Source organism: Candidatus Pyrohabitans sp. (assembly GCF_054014795.1).
This window is the reverse complement of sequence record NZ_JBPMGE010000044.1, coordinates 1-13,859: the sequence shown is the minus strand read 5'-3', so window position 1 is coordinate 13,859 and position 13,859 is coordinate 1. Positions and strand designations below refer to the sequence as shown.

16 protein-coding genes are annotated in these 13,859 nt (G+C 53.0%); 11 read left to right on the top strand and 5 right to left on the bottom strand.

What is annotated here, in order from left to right; genetic code table 11:
- The 6 genes from ACXJJW_RS05170 to ACXJJW_RS05145 all read left to right on the top strand — a co-directional run.
- Positions 1 to 910 (top strand): ATP-binding cassette domain-containing protein (locus ACXJJW_RS05170; protein WP_456474670.1); only part of this gene is annotated, 910 nt, incomplete at its 5' end.
- The gene (locus ACXJJW_RS05165) at positions 907 to 2,022 is read left to right on the top strand and encodes an ABC transporter permease (RefSeq protein WP_456474669.1); all 1,116 of its coding nucleotides are present in this window, start codon (positions 907 to 909) and stop codon (positions 2,020 to 2,022) included. The genes ACXJJW_RS05170 and ACXJJW_RS05165, both read left to right, overlap by 4 nt.
- Positions 2,019 to 3,233, top strand: coding sequence for a COG1361 S-layer family protein (locus tag ACXJJW_RS05160; protein WP_456474668.1), 1,215 nt, complete (start codon positions 2,019 to 2,021; stop codon positions 3,231 to 3,233). Before ACXJJW_RS05165 ends, ACXJJW_RS05160 begins: the two co-directional genes overlap by 4 nt.
- Positions 3,234 to 3,347: 114 nt before the next feature.
- On the top strand, positions 3,348 to 3,671 hold the full coding sequence (locus tag ACXJJW_RS05155; protein ID WP_456474667.1) for a nucleotidyltransferase domain-containing protein: 324 nt from the start codon (positions 3,348 to 3,350) through the stop codon (positions 3,669 to 3,671).
- Complete coding sequence (locus ACXJJW_RS05150; RefSeq protein ID WP_456474666.1) at positions 3,664 to 4,056, top strand: HEPN domain-containing protein; 393 nt, start codon at positions 3,664 to 3,666, stop codon at positions 4,054 to 4,056. Before ACXJJW_RS05155 ends, ACXJJW_RS05150 begins: the two co-directional genes overlap by 8 nt.
- Positions 4,057 to 4,071: 15 nt before the next feature.
- Complete coding sequence (locus tag ACXJJW_RS05145; protein WP_456474665.1) at positions 4,072 to 5,019, top strand: DUF5591 domain-containing protein; 948 nt, start codon at positions 4,072 to 4,074, stop codon at positions 5,017 to 5,019.
- Between the two features lie 49 nt (positions 5,020 to 5,068).
- Here ACXJJW_RS05145 and ACXJJW_RS05140 read toward each other — a convergent pair whose 3' ends face one another.
- Both ACXJJW_RS05140 and ACXJJW_RS05135 read right to left on the bottom strand, forming a co-directional pair.
- A complete protein-coding gene (locus tag ACXJJW_RS05140; RefSeq protein ID WP_456474664.1) occupies positions 5,069 to 5,656 on the bottom strand; it encodes a nucleotidyltransferase family protein in 588 nt (195 codons plus the stop codon).
- Positions 5,649 to 6,023 carry a hypothetical protein gene (locus tag ACXJJW_RS05135; protein ID WP_456474663.1) on the bottom strand — a complete coding sequence of 125 codons (375 nt, stop codon included), beginning with the start codon at positions 6,021 to 6,023 and terminating at the stop codon, positions 5,649 to 5,651. Before ACXJJW_RS05135 ends, ACXJJW_RS05140 begins: the two co-directional genes overlap by 8 nt.
- 276 nt (positions 6,024 to 6,299) lie before the next feature.
- On the opposite strand from ACXJJW_RS05135, the gene ACXJJW_RS05130 reads away from it, so the two are divergent.
- The 4 genes from ACXJJW_RS05130 to serS are packed head-to-tail and all read left to right on the top strand — an operon-like array spanning position 6,300 to position 9,758.
- Positions 6,300 to 6,755, top strand: coding sequence for a 30S ribosomal protein S15 (locus ACXJJW_RS05130; protein WP_456474662.1), 456 nt, complete (start codon positions 6,300 to 6,302; stop codon positions 6,753 to 6,755).
- A 28-nt stretch (positions 6,756 to 6,783) separates the two neighbouring features.
- The gene (gene recJ, locus ACXJJW_RS05125) at positions 6,784 to 8,238 is read left to right on the top strand and encodes a RecJ family nuclease (protein WP_456474661.1); all 1,455 of its coding nucleotides are present in this window, start codon (positions 6,784 to 6,786) and stop codon (positions 8,236 to 8,238) included.
- Positions 8,239 to 8,475 carry a KEOPS complex subunit Pcc1 gene (locus ACXJJW_RS05120; RefSeq protein WP_456474660.1) on the top strand — a complete coding sequence of 79 codons (237 nt, stop codon included), beginning with the start codon at positions 8,239 to 8,241 and terminating at the stop codon, positions 8,473 to 8,475.
- 2 nt (positions 8,476 to 8,477) lie between these two features.
- Complete coding sequence (gene serS, locus ACXJJW_RS05115; protein ID WP_456474659.1) at positions 8,478 to 9,758, top strand: serine--tRNA ligase; 1,281 nt, start codon at positions 8,478 to 8,480, stop codon at positions 9,756 to 9,758.
- A 13-nt stretch (positions 9,759 to 9,771) separates the two neighbouring features.
- Here serS and ACXJJW_RS05110 read toward each other — a convergent pair whose 3' ends face one another.
- The 3 genes from ACXJJW_RS05110 to rtcA are packed head-to-tail and all read right to left on the bottom strand — an operon-like array spanning position 9,772 to position 12,280.
- Positions 9,772 to 10,926, bottom strand: a complete 1,155-nt coding sequence (locus ACXJJW_RS05110) for a cysteine desulfurase family protein (RefSeq protein WP_456474658.1) — start codon at positions 10,924 to 10,926, stop codon at positions 9,772 to 9,774.
- Positions 10,927 to 10,928: 2 nt separating this feature from the next.
- Positions 10,929 to 11,204, bottom strand: coding sequence for a sulfurtransferase TusA family protein (locus ACXJJW_RS05105; RefSeq protein WP_456474657.1), 276 nt, complete (start codon positions 11,202 to 11,204; stop codon positions 10,929 to 10,931).
- Positions 11,205 to 11,230: 26 nt separating this feature from the next.
- Positions 11,231 to 12,280 carry an RNA 3'-terminal phosphate cyclase gene (gene rtcA / locus ACXJJW_RS05100; RefSeq protein WP_456474656.1) on the bottom strand — a complete coding sequence of 350 codons (1,050 nt, stop codon included), beginning with the start codon at positions 12,278 to 12,280 and terminating at the stop codon, positions 11,231 to 11,233.
- A gap of 402 nt (positions 12,281 to 12,682) precedes the next feature.
- Between rtcA and ACXJJW_RS05095 the strand changes: the two genes are divergently transcribed.
- Positions 12,683 to 13,859, top strand: a 1,177-nt coding sequence (locus ACXJJW_RS05095; protein ID WP_456474655.1) for a NosD domain-containing protein, incomplete at its 3' end; no start/stop codon positions are given.

The window sequence follows — 13,859 nt, the reverse complement described above, 5'->3', positions numbered from 1 at the left end:
GGGGGAGATATTTGGCTTTCTCGGTCCCAACGGCGCAGGTAAAACCACCACCATAAACATGCTCACAACACTCCTCCTCCCAACCAGCGGCGAAGCGTACATCTCGGGCTTAGACGTGGTTCGCGAGGCATCGCAGGTAAGGCGCAGAATAGGTCTGGTGCCTCAGGAAGTGGTGCTGGAGGGCGACCTCACCGCCAGGGAGAATCTTCTGTTTCACGGCATGCTATACGGCATGAGGAGGCACGAGGTTGAGGCAAGGATTCCAGAGCTGCTGGAGCTTGTGGGTTTAAGAGAACGTGCCGACAGCAGGGTCAAGACCTTCTCGGGCGGGATGAAGCGCAGGCTGGAGCTGGTCAAGGTGCTGGTGCATGAGCCGGAGGTAATCTTCCTCGACGAGCCCACCATAGGTTTAGACCCGCAGACGAGGCGGAAGATATGGGAGTATATACAGACATTAAATCGCGACAAAGGGGTTACCATCTTTCTCACCACCCACTATATGGAGGAGGCAGACTACCTCTGCGACAGAATATGCATAATCGACCACGGAAAAATTCTCGACATAGACTCACCCCAGAAGCTAAAGGACAAAATCGGCGAGGGCGACATAATTGAAATAGAAGTTTCCGGTGCGGAAGAAAAGTTTGCAAAAACACTTGAGAAAGAATGCGGCTGTCAGATAAAGAAGATGGAGGGGAACAGGATTACCGTCTCAGCTAAGCGGGGAGAATACGCCTTAAAAGAGATTTTCCTCCTCGCAGACAAGCTCGGGGTTAAGGTAGCCTCCATCTCCGTAAGGGAACCCACGCTCGAGGATGTGTTTATCCACTACACCGGAAGAGGCATTCGCGAAGAACTTGGCTCAGGAAGCGGCATGATGAAGTATCTCGCTAGGAGGCTCAAGCATTGAGCTTTCTCCGCGAACTCTATGTGGTGTTCTGGAAGGAGATGCTGATATGGATTAAGAACCCAATGCTCCCAGTAGTTAGGGCTCTGGTGTTTCCCATGATGTGGATAGTCATCTTCGGCTCCGCCTTTGGAGGGGAGGTTAACCACATACCCCTCGCGGTTGTCATGGGTGATACGGGTGAGTTCTCCCTCACTTACATCAACATCCTTAATACCGGCACCACCCTTGATATAAAGAACACAAACCTCGCGACGGCACAGAAGATGCTAAAAAACCGCGAGGTCTATGGCGTACTCTACATTCCCGAAGACTTCAGTAAGAAGCTCGCCTCGGGTGAGAAAGTGAGCGTCGTCTTAAGCCTTGACGAAACCACGCCCCAGGTTTCCAGCACCCTTGTGGCCCATGTGACCAGTGCGACGCGAGTCTTCTCGGATAGCATCGCCCTTACCAGCAGCGATGTGATGGTTGAGAAGAATACCCTCTTCGGCAGGGGGATAGAGTATCTTGACTATTTAGCGCCGGGGGTTGTGATGATGACAATTCTGTTTTCAGCCTTCTTCTCGGGTGGACTCAACCTCATCATCGACCGTGAGTTCGGCACCCTGAAGATGCTCATGGTTTCGCCAATATCTCGGGATGCGATAATACTGGGCAAGATATTCGCCGGCGTGCTCCAGAGCATAACCAGCGGTATTGTTGCGCTGGTAGTGGCCATTCTGATGGGCGTGCACCTCAAAAGCGGTGCTACAGGCTTCCTCATGATAATCCTCCTCATGTTCATCGCCGGCTTCGGTTTCATTGGAATGAGTACCGCCATCGGTACGCGCATCACCGAGCTGGAGCAGCTCATGGTGATGATGATGGTTATTATAATGCCAATGTGGTTCCTATCCGGCGGGCTCTATCCCCTTGAGTCCATGCCAGACTGGATGCGTCCCCTTGCAATAGTAAATCCCATGACCTATGCCACCGACGCCGCGAGAGCGATAATGATTCGCGGAATAATCTGGGAGACCCTTGTCCTTAACCTTGCCGTGATTTCAGCCTTCGCCCTGACGATGTTCCTTCTCGGCTCCTACTCATTCAAAAAGACCCTGGGAGGTGTAAAATGAAAAGATTAATACCCCTTCTTACAGCCCTTGTTCTGCTCAGCTCAGCCAGCGCCCAGCTGGGGGGCGGGTATGCTCTGCTTATAAGCGACCTGACGCTGAGCCCTGAGGAAATCCATCCCGGAGATAACTTCACCCTCTCCTTTACTGTGCGAAACGTCTGGGAGTGGTTCGGCTCTGTGGAGGATGCCTATGTTTACCTGGAGGGTGAATATCCCTTTCTCGAGGTCAGTCCAACTCAGCCAAAGCGCCTGAGAGGTCTCGGCTTTGAACTGCCGGGATGGAAGGGAAGCGGGGCCAGTGTGAGCTACAACATGAGTGTGGACCCCACCGCTGAAGCTGGAGAATACACAATAAAGGCTGTGCTAACCTACACCCGATACAGCGATGCCATAGGCACCAGAGGCGGAAGGGAGAGGTTCACAGAGATTCACCCCATAACAATTACGGTGTACGGCAAACCCGAGGTGGAGGTGTATGTTAAATCATCGACGCCTGCAAAGCCCAGGCCAGGGGATACATTCAAGCTCGCGGTAAAGGCAGTTAACCTGGGCAGTGATATGGCAAGAAATCTGCTGATATACCCCCGCGACGTTCCTGGTCTGGATGTGCTCTGGAGCAGCGAGAGCATTTACCTGGGCGACATCCCAGCCAAAGGCTCTGCGAGCGCTGGCATAACCATTGAGGCCGAGGATGCTCTAAAGCCGGGTGAGTATTCGCTTCCTGTGCGCATAGCGTATCAGGACCGCAAGCTCCACTGGGTCAGTAAAAACGCCAGTCTGAGGATTTCAATATACGAGGAGGCGGAGTTTGAGGTAAAGCCGGTGCACAGCCTGGTAACTACGGGGGAATCACAGCAGAGGGTCAACTTTACAGTAGCTAACACAGGGACAAAACCCGCAGAGGAGATAAGGCTAACCCTGCGCGCCAACTATCCCTTCACGCCTGTGGGCAACGAGTACTACATAGAGCGCCTGGCACCGGGAGAGGAGGCGATTGCAGAATTCCACGTGGATGTGGACAGCGATGCATCCCAGCAGCGCTACCCCGTGGACGTGGTGATAAAGTGGAAGGAAGACGATGAGGAGCGGGTTAAGGTTAAGTACTCCTACGTTGAGGTGCAGAGGAAGGAAGAAAGGCTCGGCTATTACATCGCCGCCCTGCTCGGCGCAACAATTCTGCTTGCAGCTCTGATTAAGCTGAGGAAGAGATAGTCTAATTTGCCATTGGTATCCAGCGGAAGATTTTTTATGCTTCAATGGGAAAATCTATTCTAGAGTACGTCCCTGAGGAAACACCAATAATGCGAAGAGGGCAGGTTAAAAACAATGACCCGAAAAAGAGAAGCACTTGAAAAATTTGTCAGGCTGATTAAAGAGAAATATGGAGATGAGATAGAGAAAATTATCCTATTTGGAAGTTTTGCAAGAGGGGAAAATGTGGAAGAGAGTGACATAGATGTGCTCATTATTACTAAAGTTGAGAATTTTAAGCTGAGAAGAGAAATATTGGGACTCGCGTTTGACCTGCTTATGGAAACTGGTGAATATATTTCTGCAAAGGTGATCTCAAGAAAAGATTATGAGAAATTAATAAAAATGCGCACATCTTTTATAAAAAATATCGTGGATGAAGGTGTAGTAGTTGGATGAAATCGACGTTCTTTTAAAAAAATCTGAAGACAGACTCAAAGCAGCTGAAATATTACTCGGCGAAGGTTACTATGAAGATGCAATTAGTAGGGCATATTATTCGATGTTTTTTGCCGCTAAAGCTTTACTTAAAACAAAGGAAATTGATGCTAAAACTCATAGGGGAGTTATATCTAAATTTGGTCTTGAATTCGTTCAAAAAGATATAATAGAGCGAAAATATGGGAAGGCTATTCATGAGGCAGAGGAACTAAGAGAAGAGGCGGATTACTCAATTTTTAGGCCAATTTATAAAGAAGAAGCTGAATTTGTAATCGATGCGGCTGAAAAATTCCTTAACAGAATTAAAAAGGCTATAAATGATTTCAGAGAGAATACTACTTAAGCTGAGGAAGAGAAAATGAATATCAGCGTTGCTTACATCTCCAGTGAAAGCCTCCATCGCCCAGAGGTGGTGAGGTGGAGGCGCCGTATCAGGGAGCGCTACACTCCGCCGGAGAGCGCAGCCTTGGCGGTGCTGTTGCCATGCTCTGCCACAAAGCCCTACTCCTCCTCGCCCTCCCATCGACGCTTCATTCAGGCGATTAAACGCGGCTCCAGAGGCAGACGTGGCCTTGTGCATGAGGTAATCTTAACCTCACCCCTCGCCCTGGTGCCCAGAGAGCTGGAAAACCTGTACCCTGCGTGCTGCTACGATACCACAGTAACAGGCCACTGGAGCGGAGAGGAGAAGGAGATTCTCGCAGGGGCACTGCGGAGCTATGCGGCGAAGTTTAATGGTAAGATGCTGTGCTATGCGGGTGAAGCCTACGCTGAGGTGTGCGAGTCTCTTGGTATAGAAATCGTGGCTGGAGAGAAGCTTCTCAGCGAGGAGTCGCTCAGAACCCTGGCACAGCGAATTCACGAGGTGCTTCAGGATAAACCGCGGGCAAGGTACAACCCGCTTGAGAGGGTGAGAAAGGTAGTGGACTTCCAGTTTGGTCCTGGAGCTGGCGATGCGCTCATCCGCGAAGAGGCGAAGATAAGGAGGCGCAGGATATTCTACAGAGGGGAGCAGATAGCGGCGATAAGCGAAAAGCACGGCTATCTCGCGCTCACGCTGCGCGGTGGCGAGCTTCTGAGGAACTTCTCGGGCTACGTAGTGGAACTCGGCTTCTTCCCAGAGAGCAACAACATTTTCACCCCTGGCATAGAGCATGCTGGCGGGGAGATAAGGCCTGGAGATGAGGTTATCGCTGTGTACAACGGGGAAGTCGTGGGAGTGGGCAGAGCCCTGCTCAGCGGCGGCGAACTTACCAGCGCCACCCGAGGCCTAGGCGTGGTGCTGAGGCACAGGCGGAAGGTGTAGGCAAATCCTGTTTAGGTCACGGGTAGGAGTTCTGCACAAAGCCCGCTTCTTAGTACGTCCAGACTGGTATCTCCCTGTACCTTGCGCCGTAGGCTTTTAGCGTACCCACTATCCTGGGGTACTTTCTTCTTTCCACCATAAGGACCCCTCTCCCCAGCCTCTCGGCTCCAACTTCTTCGACCACACCGGGATAGCGCTTTGTCACTCTCTGTCCGCCCTTGACGTAGGTGGAGACTCCGCCGTAGAGTGCCCTGTGCAGCCTGCTCCTTGCATTTCCGCTCAGCCTGCTGGTGTCATAGGAGATTATCATCATGGGTCTCAGCTCTATGTCTTCTGCCCTTATGCTCACCGGCCTGCCATAGAGGAGCACACCCTCACCTGAGAGGGCGCCGGCAACAGTGGGCTCCTCTCTAAGCTCGTCCAGCGAGAGGTGGGTAAGCTGTATCTTTCCACCCGCCATCGACTCCAGCTCTCTCATCACTTCGGCGTCCTTTTCTGAGTAGATCACGGCAATGTCGATGTCAGATTCTCTGGTTGCCTCGCCCCTCGCCACGGAGCCGAACAGAACCAGCGACAGCACCTGCTGGGGCTTTGCTTCTCTCACCCGCCTGGCAAACTTTAGGGCTTCCTCAATCACCGATGACACCTCCGCATATTCTCTTTATCTCTGTGCACAGCTCTCTTGCTCTCCTTGCCACCTCACCATCTCTGCCCCTGCCGTAGGCCTGCCCTGGCCTGAGCCTTTCCAGGGAGCCGATGAGGTTCGCAACCCTGGCGCTCTCGCTGCCGAAGCACTCCTCTCTGCGCACAAAGCCCTCCAGCCTGTTGTGCTTGATGTCCCTGTCCTGCCGTACCCTCTCGGTAGCGTGCAGTGCTGCGTTAACGTAGTGAGACGCCATGAGTACGCACAGCTCGACAATCGTCTCGTGGTCCTCCTCGTCGTCAAGCTTCCTGAGGGTATTCTCAAATCTCCTTATCTTCTCCAGGTGGTCAGCAATCTTCATATTGTTCCTGTTAATCAATACAACAAGACGAATATAAAAGCTTTTCTGTTATAGTAGTATAACAGTATCCCTTCTGAAAAGAGATGCGCAACACTGTTTTCTAAGGAATATGCATCAAACAGAAGAAGATAGGTTTTTCCAGCTCTTCTGTCAAGTATATAGTGCAGTAATCAATAAAAATTTCACTGTGTATTTAACAAGGGAGATTCACCTTCCGGAAAACTTTACGATGTGAATCTTCAGCTTGCGATTTGTTCATTTTTATGGAGGTATATCATGGCAAGGATGCATACCAGGCGAAGAGGTAAGTCCGGCTCCACACGTCCTTATCGCACCTCACCACCTGAGTGGATAGAGCTCAGCAAAGAGGAAGTTGAGGACATAATAGTCAAGCTGGCAAAGCGGGGCGAGTCGCCCAGCAGGATAGGAATAATACTTCGCGACCAGTACGGCGTGCCCTTAAGCAGGTACATCACGGGTAAGAAGCTTACAAAAACCCTCGAGGAGAAGGGCATTCGCTACGACATACCCGAGGACCTTATGAACCTCATAAAGAGGGCAGTAGCCATAGACAAACATAGAAAAGAGCACAAGAAGGATGTGGTGGCGAAGCGCGCTCAGCAGCTGGTTGAGGCGAAGATACGCAGACTTGTGAAGTACTACAAGAGTGAGGGCAGACTTCCAGCTGACTGGAAGTACAGCATAGACAAGGCCAAACTTCTGGTGAGGTAAATCCTCACCCTTTTATTCGGGGAGCACAATGGAGGCGGTACCTCCAAAACTTGAGCATGCGTTGGAAGAGGCAGCAGATTTTCTTCAGGATTTTCTCCGGCGGGGGGGCATCCCAAAGGTTGTCACCCACCACGACGCTGACGGTATAAGCTCTGGGGCTATTGTCCACCGCATTGTTACCCTCCTGGGCTATCCCTGCCACACCCGCTGCGTCAAGCAGCTTGAGGAGAGGTTTATTGTAGAGCTTGCCGAAGAGAAGCCGGAGATGGTTATATTTACCGACTTCGGCTCCGGACAGGTGGACCTTATACAGAAGCATCTGAAGGACACCGGAGTGATTATCCTGGACCACCACCAGCCCAAGGAACTCGGGGCTGAGCTGGAGCACAACATCAATGCCCACGCCTTTAGCATCGACGGGGCGCGAGAGGTAAGCGGTTCCGGCATGGCCTATCTCTTTGCCAGGGCATTGAGCGGTGACAGCGAGGAGTTACCCGGGACCGGATTCCGGGTGGCGGAGCTTGCGGCGCTGGCGATAGTTGGGGCGGTGGGCGACCTCCAGGAGAACAGCGGCGCCTTTCGCGGGCTGAATAGAGCAATCCTGAAGGAGGGTGAGGCCGCCGGTGTGCTGCGCGTGGAGAAGGACCTTCGCCTCTTCGGCAGGCAGACGAGGCCGCTTTACAAGGCCATCGAGTACACCACAGAGCCTTTCATTCCCGGACTGAGCGGGAGCGAGAGCGCCAGTTTGCAGTTCCTAAGTGAGCTCGACATACCCGTAAAGCGGGACGAGCGCTTTGTTATGCTCGCAGACCTGACGCATGAGGAGAGGCAGCGCCTGACGACGGCGATGATACTGAAGATGATAGAGCACCGCGTACCACCGCACATAGCAGAGAGCATTGTGGGCGAGGTGGTAACCCTGCTAAAGGAGGAGATACGCACACCCCTGCGGGATGCAAAGGAGTTTGCGACGCTGCTCAATGCCTGCGGTAAGCACGAGCACTACGGCATAGGCTTGGCGGTCTGCCTTGGGGAGAGGTCTGAGCTATACCGCCGCTCTCTGGGCATGCTGCGTGAGCACCGCGAGTATTTGAGCACCTGCTACAACTGGATTACCCAGAACCTGGAAAAGATTAGGGATGAAGGTTCGGTGTATGCGCTGTATGCGGGTGATGAGATAAATGAGAATGTCATAGGCACCGTGGCCGGGATGATGCTAAACTCGAGAAAACTCAACCCGATAAAGCCGATAATCGCCTTCGCGGATGCGGAGGATGACGGGGTCAAGGTATCTGCGCGGGGGAATCGTGAGCTGGTGGAGAACGGGCTCAACCTGGGCAAGGCGATGCTCTATGCCAGCGAGCTTGTGCAGGGCGAAGGAGGTGGCCACGACATAGCCGCGGGGGCTAAGATACCAAAGGGCAGGGAAGAAGAGTTTTTAAGGCACGTGGAAGAAAGGATAAGGGAGCAGCTTGGTGAGTAGATGCTTGCGCGCACAAAACTTGTGTTTCAGTATGCCAGTGAGGAGGAGGCTTCGCAAGTAGCGTACCTCCTTGAGTTGGATAACCGCATCGCCCCCAGAGGTCTGAAGGTTAAGACAGAGAAGCGGGGCAGAGATGTGGTCAGCTACGTGGAGCACTCCAGCGCTGGCACGCTCTTCGCAACCATAGACGACCTGCTCTTCTGTGAGAAGCTGGTAAGTGAAATACTGAGGCTGTAGCTATGCTGGACATAAATCTTTTCAGGGAGAGACCAGAGGTTGTGAGGCAGGATTTAAAGAAGCGCCGCGCCCATGATAAGCTGAAGCAGGTAGATGAGATTATAGCTCTGGATAGAGAGTGGCGCTCCTCACTAACGCGCCTGAATGAGCTGCGCCGCCAGCGCAATGTGCTGAGCAAGGAAATCTCGGAGCTCAAGGCGAGAGGTGAGGACATCTCCGCAAAGGTGGCTGAGGTCAGGCGCATCCCCGGAGAGATTAAAAAGCTTGAGGCACGGGTGGAGGAGCTCGAGGAGAGGCTAAGAAGCCTGCTCATGCGCATGCCCAATCTGCTTCACGAGAGCGTGCCCGTGGGTGAGAGCGAGGAGGACAACGTCGTGGTGCGCACCTGGGGCAAACCGCGAGAGTTTGACTTCCCTCCCAGGGATCACATCGACCTTGCGCTTCTTCTGAATTTATTCGACATAGAGCGCGCCGCTAAAGTGGCAGGCTCGAGGTTCTACTACCTGAAGAATCAGCTGGTGAAGCTGAACTATGCGCTTATAACCTTTGCCCTGGACTTTCTCGCGGAGAGAGGCTTCACCCTGCTCCAGCCGCCCTACATGCTGCGCCGCGCCGCCGAGGAGGCGGCTACGGACCTGGCAGATTTTGAGGATGTGATATACAAGGTGGAGGGCGAGGATTTATACCTCATACCCACCTCGGAGCACGCTATACTCGCGATGCACATGGATGAAATCCTGGAAGGCAAAGCCCTGCCTCTGTGCTATGCGGGCGTGAGCCCGTGCTTCAGGAAGGAAGCGGGGGCGCATGGCAGGGATACCAAGGGCATCTTCCGGGTGCACCAGTTTGAGAAGGTGGAGCAGTTCGTCTTCGCCCGTCCCGAGGAGAGCTGGAAGGAGCACGAGCGCCTGCTCGCCAACGCCGAGGAGGTTTATCAGAAGCTTCGCATTCCCTACCGCGTGGTGAACATATGCACTGGCGATATAGGCACCGTGGCGGCGAAGAAGTACGACATCGAGGCATGGCTGCCGGGGCAGGGTAAGTACCGCGAAGTCGTGTCCTGCAGCAACTGCACAGATTACCAGGCAAGGCGCGCAAGGATACGCTTCCGCGACTCCCCGAGTGAGCCCACACAGTATGTGCACACCCTAAACAGCACCCTCGTGGCGACTGAGCGCACCCTGGTGGCAATCCTCGAGAACTACCAGCGCGAGGATGGAAGCGTAGAGGTGCCTGAGGTGCTCGTACCCTACACAGGCTTTGAGGAGATCAGGCTGGAGTAGAATTGCATCAGGGTTACTTGTCCCACAGCGGCGATATCCTGCGCAGCTTCCCCACCACGCCCGGAAACTTGCTGAGCACATACTCTATGTCGCGCTTTGTGGTCTCCCTCCCCAGGGTGAATATGGCGCTGCACTGGGCGCGCTGCGAGGGATAGCCCATCGCAAGCAGAATCGGCGAGGCGCGCAGCACCTGCGATATGCACGCTGTGCCGTTGCCCATGTATATGCCCTCGAAGCTCAGCGCCATCATCAGCGCTTCGCCATCCACGCTCTCCACGATAAAACTCGCATGGTTCGGCAGGCGCTTCTCGGGATGCCCTGTCAGCTCAACCTTCTCAACCTCGAGCACGCCCTCTATCAGCTTATCGCGCAGCCAGCGAATCTTCTCCACCTTGTCCAGGTGTCTCAGCGCCAGCTCCGCAGCCTTGCCGAAGCCGACTATGCCGGCGACATTTTCTGTGCCACCTCTGCGCCCCTCCTCCTGAATGCCTGAGTATATGAGGGGTACTATGCGCAGGCCCTCGCGAAGGTATAGCGCACCCACGCCTTTGGGTCCATACATGGTGTGCGAAGAGAGTGAAAGCGCATCAACGCCCAGCTCCTTAACGTCTATGGGTATGTTTCCACCGGCTGCTACTGCGTCAGTATGCACCAGTGCTCCCTTCTCGTGGGCCACCTCGGCGATTTCCTTCACCGCCTGCAGGGTGCCGACTTCATAGTTGGCGAGCATCACAGAGACGAGTGTTGTTCTCTCCGTAATGGCGCTCTCCAGCTTCTCGACACTCACCTCCCCGTAGGCGTTGACAGGCAGCAGTGTCACAACGTAGCCTGCCTTCTGCAGGGAGCGGAAGGCATTGAGGGTTGAGTGATGCTCTATCTCGGAGGTTATAACGTGCATACCCCTGCGCTCATTCGCCCTCGCCAGACCCCTGACAGCCAGGTTATTCGCCTCTGACCCTGAAGAGGTGAAGATGATCTCCCCGGGCGAGGCGTTTATCAGTTCGGCGACCCTCCTGCGGGCGTCCTCTATCCCATCCTTGGCCTCCACGCCAAGGTCATAAACCCTTGAAGGATTTCCAAATCTATTCTCAAGGAAGGGCTGCATCGCTGCGAGTACCTCTCTGTTAAGCGGCGTTGTGGCCATGTGGTCAAGATACACGCGAAGCATTTTCAATCCCTTGTCTTTTTCACATAGAACTTGAAGAACTCTCCGGTGTCCTCAACACCTATGAGCTCATTCCCGGTCTTCCTGCACCAGTCGGGTATGTCGGCGAGTGCACCCTCGTAGTCGGTCTGAAGCTCCAGTATCTCCCCCTTCCTGAGCTCCTTCATGCGCTCCTCCAGGCGCATGAGGTGCATGGGGCACATTCGATAGACAACATCTTCAACTGCGTCGGCAACGATACCCTCGACAAATCTTATCTCTGGCTGCTTCTGCTCTGCCATATTTATGAAGTAGTACCTTACCTGTTTTATCTTTTACGGGGGTATCTATTCTCAAAACCTATCCCTCTGACACCTATGCGGAAGAGCTCCTGCTCTTCTCTGACCTTAAACTCTGTACCCAGAATCTGCTCTGTTACATATATGTTGGTCTTCAGATGGCCTGTGAGCTCTCTGACGGTGAAGCTTGAATTTCCCTCTGCGAGGGCCAGGAAGGGCACTATCTGGTCCCCCAGATGCACATCCACGCAAGCGCCGCTTTTAATCTCTGCGAGCAGGGCTCGCGCAGCCTCCTCACCAACGCGTTCCGCAGGCTTACCCCTCTCACCCAGGGCGCTCGCTCCAAGGCGGGTGTGCTCATAAACCGCCCACAGCACTATACCCGTCCCCGTGGAGAAGTCGTTCCTCTCCTCCAGGGCTATCTCAGGGGCATACTCGGCCAGCACTTGCTTAGCCGCCATCGCCTCGCGCTCTATTATGTGCCTGGGCAGGTTGCTTGCGTGGGCTGTGCCCTCAACGCCGAGAAGTTTTCCCCGCTGGAGCAGCCTCATGCCCTTAAGCTTTTCAACAGGTTTTATTCTCACCTTTACCCTGCCTCCACCCTTGGGGTAGTAGCCTCTTGCGAGAACCTCAAGCTCTGCGCTGAAGCCGAGCTTTGCCACCACAGGCAGGAGTACATGCTTAACGTGGTCTATGGGCGGTGACCAGCGCACGTCGGTGCCGCCTTTAATTTCAAGCAGCACCTCACCCCTGCCAAAGGCACATGGCAGAAGCAGAACCTGAAGGATGAGCGAGATGCTGCCCGCCGTGCCTATGTCGATGCGCAGCCTTTGCTGCGTTATTTCCCGGGGCTCAAAGTAAACGCGGGTTGAGCCCACCTCCGCGCCCTCCACGCGGGCATTGCACAGCCTCGCCAGGGCGCGCACCCCGTGCATGTGCTGCGTAGCCAGGCCCGGTTTTGGGCGATTGGCGCGTATGTTCACAACCTCAACCGCTTTGCCTGTTATTGCACTCAGCGCCAGTGCTGTGCGGAGCACCTGCCCGCCGCCCTCGCCGTAGCTGCCGTCGATGGTGAGCATGGTAATTAGTGGGCAGGAGCTTTGAAAAAGGTTGCGGGAATGCCAGCGAGGAAACTATAAAAAGCTGAAATCAAAGATGTAGCCTGTTATTAAGGAATCTGATGAGTACACCTTTACTTCTGCACCAATGGTATAGAGGTGGGGTTAGTGATATACTATAGATTAATATTAACCAAAATTATTGTGCGGAATCTGAAGAAACAGCGTATATCTGGATAATATCTGGAATTTTGCTAAAATTTTGCGATAATGAAAATGCTGACCCACTTCTTAATACTGGCATATTTAGTTTAATATAAAACACAGCACAAAATCGGAAACTATATATTGTTGAAAAATCATATGTTATAAAGAGACTTTATACAGGGAGGAAACGGAAATGATGGGAAAGGAGGGCAGGAGTTGGGCGGAAAGGAGGGTAAATTCTCTGTATTCATTGGTTTTATTTCAGGATTTTTACTCTTAGTCGCCGTGGTTGGTGGAGCGACAAATGTAAGCTCCTGTCAGGTAATAAATCAGAGTGGCACATATGTGCTCAACACAAACATAACAAACGGCACTGTGGCCAGCTGTATCAATATTACCGCCAGCGATGTAATCCTCGACGGTGCTGGTTTCAGGATTAATGGAAGCGGAACTGGCACATATGGGGTATATGTTTTTAGTCCTACGACCACTCTTACCAACGTCACCGTGAAGAACCTGAATGTAACGAACTGGAATAATGGTATATACTACCTAAATGTTCAGAATGGAATAATAGTGAACAACACCATTGAAAACAACTACTACGGGGTTTACCTGTCCTCGTCTACCGGCAATACCATCTACAACAACTACTTCAATAACACAAACAACGCTCAGGATACCGGTACCAACTTCTGGAACGCAACCAGGACCAGCGGTACAAACATTGTCGGCGGCCCCTACCTCGGTGGTAACTTATGGGCTCTGCCAGATGGCACAGGGTTCTCGCAGAATGAGACCGCATGCTCAGATGCGGACGAGGACGGGATATGCGATTCAAATTATACGGTTTCTACTGGAAATGTGGACTACCTCCCCCTCGTAGCGCCAAGGGTAAAAATAATGATTAATGAGATTTATTACAACACCTCCGGCACTGACCTTACGGACGAATTTATAGAGCTTTATGTGTGGGATGACGGGTGGGGTGATGTCAATCTTTCTGGCTATAAAATTACAACCTTCGATGGCGATAACGAAACTCTTCCAGATGTCTCTGGCTTGAGCAAGTTTGGCTTTGTTGTCATCTACATGGGGAGTGGAACCAGTGATTTGAATGCTTCTGATGGAAACGCAACCATCTATCTTGGAAGGGGTTCTGAGATGCTGGATGATGCCGGGGACGAGGTTGGCCTTTATGACTCAGAGGGCAATCTCATCGACTTTGTAAGGTATGGTGGAGGAAATGGAGATGGCGTTTCAGGAGGATGGAGCACCGGCGATGCCGGAATCACCGCAAACAATGCAAATGAGTCAATACAGATTCATGGTCCTGACCTGGATAACAGCAGCAACTGGGTTTCCGCCCATCCCACAGAGGGAGAGCCAAACC

Bases quoted from the DNA above. Each gene is read 5' to 3' on its own strand.
- rtcA (WP_456474656.1), bottom strand. From the start codon at position 12,280: ATGCTCACCATCGACGGCAGCTACGGCGAGGGCGGCGGGCAGGTGCTC.
- ACXJJW_RS05130 (WP_456474662.1), top strand. From the start codon at position 6,300: ATGGCAAGGATGCATACCAGGCGAAGAGGTAAGTCCGGCTCCACACGT.
- ACXJJW_RS05155 (WP_456474667.1), top strand. From the start codon at position 3,348: ATGACCCGAAAAAGAGAAGCACTTGAAAAATTTGTCAGGCTGATTAAA.
- ACXJJW_RS05145 (WP_456474665.1), top strand. From the start codon at position 4,072: ATGAATATCAGCGTTGCTTACATCTCCAGTGAAAGCCTCCATCGCCCA.
- ACXJJW_RS05160 (WP_456474668.1), top strand. From the start codon at position 2,019: ATGAAAAGATTAATACCCCTTCTTACAGCCCTTGTTCTGCTCAGCTCA.
- serS (WP_456474659.1), top strand. From the start codon at position 8,478: ATGCTGGACATAAATCTTTTCAGGGAGAGACCAGAGGTTGTGAGGCAG.
- ACXJJW_RS05105 (WP_456474657.1), bottom strand. From the start codon at position 11,204: ATGGCAGAGCAGAAGCAGCCAGAGATAAGATTTGTCGAGGGTATCGTT.
- ACXJJW_RS05135 (WP_456474663.1), bottom strand. From the start codon at position 6,023: ATGAAGATTGCTGACCACCTGGAGAAGATAAGGAGATTTGAGAATACC.
- ACXJJW_RS05120 (WP_456474660.1), top strand. From the start codon at position 8,239: ATGCTTGCGCGCACAAAACTTGTGTTTCAGTATGCCAGTGAGGAGGAG.
- ACXJJW_RS05110 (WP_456474658.1), bottom strand. From the start codon at position 10,926: ATGCTTCGCGTGTATCTTGACCACATGGCCACAACGCCGCTTAACAGA.
- recJ (WP_456474661.1), top strand. From the start codon at position 6,784: ATGGAGGCGGTACCTCCAAAACTTGAGCATGCGTTGGAAGAGGCAGCA.